Origin of the sequence: uncultured Fibrobacter sp., assembly GCF_947166265.1 — a bacterium.
GTDB lineage: Bacteria > Fibrobacterota > Fibrobacteria > Fibrobacterales > Fibrobacteraceae > Fibrobacter.
This window is the reverse complement of the sequence record NZ_CAMVDO010000086.1, coordinates 1-2,706: the sequence shown is the minus strand read 5'-3', so window position 1 is coordinate 2,706 and position 2,706 is coordinate 1. Positions and strand designations below refer to the sequence as shown.

Annotated in this window: 4 protein-coding genes; 1 reads left to right on the top strand and 3 read right to left on the bottom strand. The window is 51.1% G+C overall.

The window, feature by feature from the left end; translation table 11 throughout:
- Positions 1 to 934, bottom strand: a 934-nt coding sequence (locus tag Q0W37_RS15325; RefSeq protein ID WP_297702410.1) for an aminoacyl--tRNA ligase-related protein, incomplete at its 3' end; no start/stop codon positions are given.
- A 231-nt stretch (positions 935 to 1,165) separates the two neighbouring features.
- Here Q0W37_RS15325 and lptE point away from each other — a divergent pair.
- Positions 1,166 to 1,651 (top strand): LPS assembly lipoprotein LptE, encoded by a 486-nt coding sequence (gene lptE, locus Q0W37_RS15320; protein ID WP_297702409.1) that lies wholly within the window; start codon positions 1,166 to 1,168, stop codon positions 1,649 to 1,651.
- A gap of 395 nt (positions 1,652 to 2,046) precedes the next feature.
- Here the strand turns inward: lptE and Q0W37_RS15315 are convergent, their stop codons facing one another.
- Entirely contained in the window at positions 2,047 to 2,544 is a 498-nt protein-coding gene (locus Q0W37_RS15315; RefSeq protein WP_297702408.1) for an 8-oxo-dGTP diphosphatase, read from the bottom strand.
- A gap of 3 nt (positions 2,545 to 2,547) precedes the next feature.
- Positions 2,548 to 2,706: isocitrate/isopropylmalate family dehydrogenase (locus Q0W37_RS15310; RefSeq protein WP_297702411.1), on the bottom strand; the 159-nt coding region annotated here is incomplete at its 5' end.

Sequence of the window (2,706 nt, the reverse complement as noted above, 5' to 3'; positions counted from 1 at the left end):
GCTTTTCACCGAAGCGGGTGAGTTCTTCGTGGTCTTCGTAGCTGTGTTCCGGATGGGCGAAGTAGACCATTTCAACCTTGTTGAACTGGTGCAAACGCAGCAGACCGCGGGTGTCCTTGCCGTAGCTACCAGCTTCGCGGCGGAAGCAGGCAGAGTAGGCGCAGATGCGCTTCGGGAGTTCAGATTCCGGAATCACTTCGCCGGAGTAGAGGTTCGTGAGCGGTACTTCTGCAGTCGGGATGAGGAACAGGTCGTCATCCTTGTCGCAGCGGTACATGTCTTCTTCGAACTTCGGGAGCTGACCCGTGCCGCGCATGGTGTTGCGGGTAACGAGGTACGGCGGAGTGAATTCTTCGAAGCCGGCCTTCTGGTGTTCGTCGAGGAAGAACTGGATGAGGGCGCGTTCGAGGCGAGAGCCGAGACCGCGGTAAACCGGGAAACCGGAACCGGAAATCTTGGCGCCACGTTCAAAGTCAAAAATGCCAAGGCGTTCGCCCAAGGTCTTGTGGTCCACGCGGGCGAAGTCATCGTTCTTGGTGTAGTAGTCAAACGGAATCGGGCCGTCTTTTTCGACAACGTTGTCCGAGCTGTCCTTGCCTTCCGGAGAACGCGGAGCGATGTTCGGAACGTGCATGAGCATTTCGGTCTGCTTGTAGTCAAGTTCCTTGAGCTTCTTGTCGAGTTCGTCAATCTTGTTGCCGAGTTCGCGTGTGGCGGCTTGGGCTTCGTCAGCGTTTTCGCCTTTCTTCTTGAGTTCGCCAATCTTCTTGGACTGGGCGTTGCGTTCACTCTTGAGGCGTTCGACTTCGGTGAGGAGCGGGCGACGTTCGTTATCGACGGCGAGCACGTCACGAAGGCTTACGGTCGTATATTTCTTTTCGGTTTCAGCAATGTAGTATTCCGGATTTTCGCGGATTTTCTTGATGTCAAGCATTTTATGCCTCGGTTGGAAAAATTTACGGGGATAAATTTAGAAAAGTAGGAAGTATGAAGTAGGATGTAAGAAGCGAAAATATGAATAAAAAGGGGAATGTCTTCCCCTCGCTTCCGCCGCACCGGCTTCAGCTACCCCTTCGCCTAGGGGCTACACCCCTAATACCCTGTATAATCGGGCGAATCTTTCTACATTTAGGATATGTTTTATGCACAAAAATTTTTTCGTCGAATGAAACCGCTATTTGTTCTTCTAGCAGCGATTGTATTTTCCGGTTGCTACAGTTTTACTGCATCGACGCTTCCGAGTCATATCAAGACCGTCAAGATTCATGAAGTCGAAGACAAGACGCTTGATCCGGTACTCGCGAATAATATCCGTACTGGTGTTCTGGAAATGTTCCGGAAAAATGCAGGGGGTGTTCGTCTAGTAAACGAAGACGCTAATGCCGATTTCGAGATGACCCTTTTGAGCTATACGAACAAGCCCGAAAACTACACGAGTAAAAGCGATGTGGAAACCTACCGCGTCACGATTCGCGTCAGTGTCAAGTTTTATGATAACGTAAAAGATCGCGTAATCTACGAGTCGAAGTCGCTCAGTGCCGAAGGCACCTACGATGTGCAGGCGAATGAAACCGAAGACCGCCATGGCCAGGCTCGTGCTATTGAAAAACTTCAAGACCTCATTATCACGAACGCCCTCGCAAAATGGTAATCGCTTTGCGACATCGGATTAGTCAACGCTGCCCTCGCAAAATGGTAATCGCTTCGCGATGCTGAAATAATGAGGGCTGCGTTAGCTAAGTGGTAATCGCTCCGCGACGCCGATAAACATCAACGCTGCCCTCGCAAAATGGTAATCGCTTCGCTATGCTGAAATAATGAGGGCTGCGTTAGCTAAATGGTAGTCGCTTCGCGACATCGGATTAGTCAACGCTGCCTTAGCCAAGTGGTAAATAAAAAAGCAGAGCTCACGAGGAGTGGACTCTGCTAGGGGGTTGGTTTGGAGTGCCCCTTAAGATAGAAAAAATAACCTGCATAGTACAGGTTATTTTGTAAAATTTTCGATTTAGGTTCGTAGGGAATTACACGTGATGTGATTTAAATCACTTACGTGTTTCCCGCTAAAACGCTATCGAAAGTAACCGGTTCCTCGTTCAGCAAAGCCTCGGTCAAGGTGCTGCCCTTGTAGGTCAGCTTGAGCGAAAAGAAAGGCTCGCCCCTTTCGAGTAGCGCAAGGAAAATCAAGTCGCCGTCCCAGTGGGGGAGCTTTGCCACGTTTTCCTTGGGTACCCATTCGAGCGTGCCTTCGTCGCAGTCCTTGAGCGATCCCTCAAATTCGGTCGCCGTGAACAGGTGCATGAACTCGGTCTGGTCCATGCCGTCGCTAATGAAGGTGACAATCCCTCTGTACTTCGGGCGGATCAGCGTGAGGCCCGTTTCTTCGAGAGCCTCGCGCTTGATACAGTCCTCGGGAGATTCCCTTTCCTCGAACTTGCCGCCAATGCCGATCCACTTGTCCTTGTTGATGTCATTCTTCTTCTTGACGCGGTGGAGCAGCAAGTACTTGCCGTCTTGTTCGATGTAACAGAGGGTTGTGTTTAGCATTGATTAGCCGAGAGCCTTGATGATCGCATCACCCATTCCAACTGTACCGACCTTGGTGCAGCCTTCCTGGTAGATGTCGCCAGTGCGGAAGCCCTGGGCGATGACCTTTTCGCAAGCAGCTTCGATGGCCTTGGCCGCTTCTTCTTCCTTGAAGGTGTAGCG

Coding starts and splice junctions, on each gene's coding strand:
- Q0W37_RS15315 (WP_297702408.1), bottom strand. CDS start 2,544: ATGCTAAACACAACCCTCTGTTACATCGAACAAGACGGCAAGTACTTG.
- lptE (WP_297702409.1), top strand. CDS start 1,166: ATGAAACCGCTATTTGTTCTTCTAGCAGCGATTGTATTTTCCGGTTGC.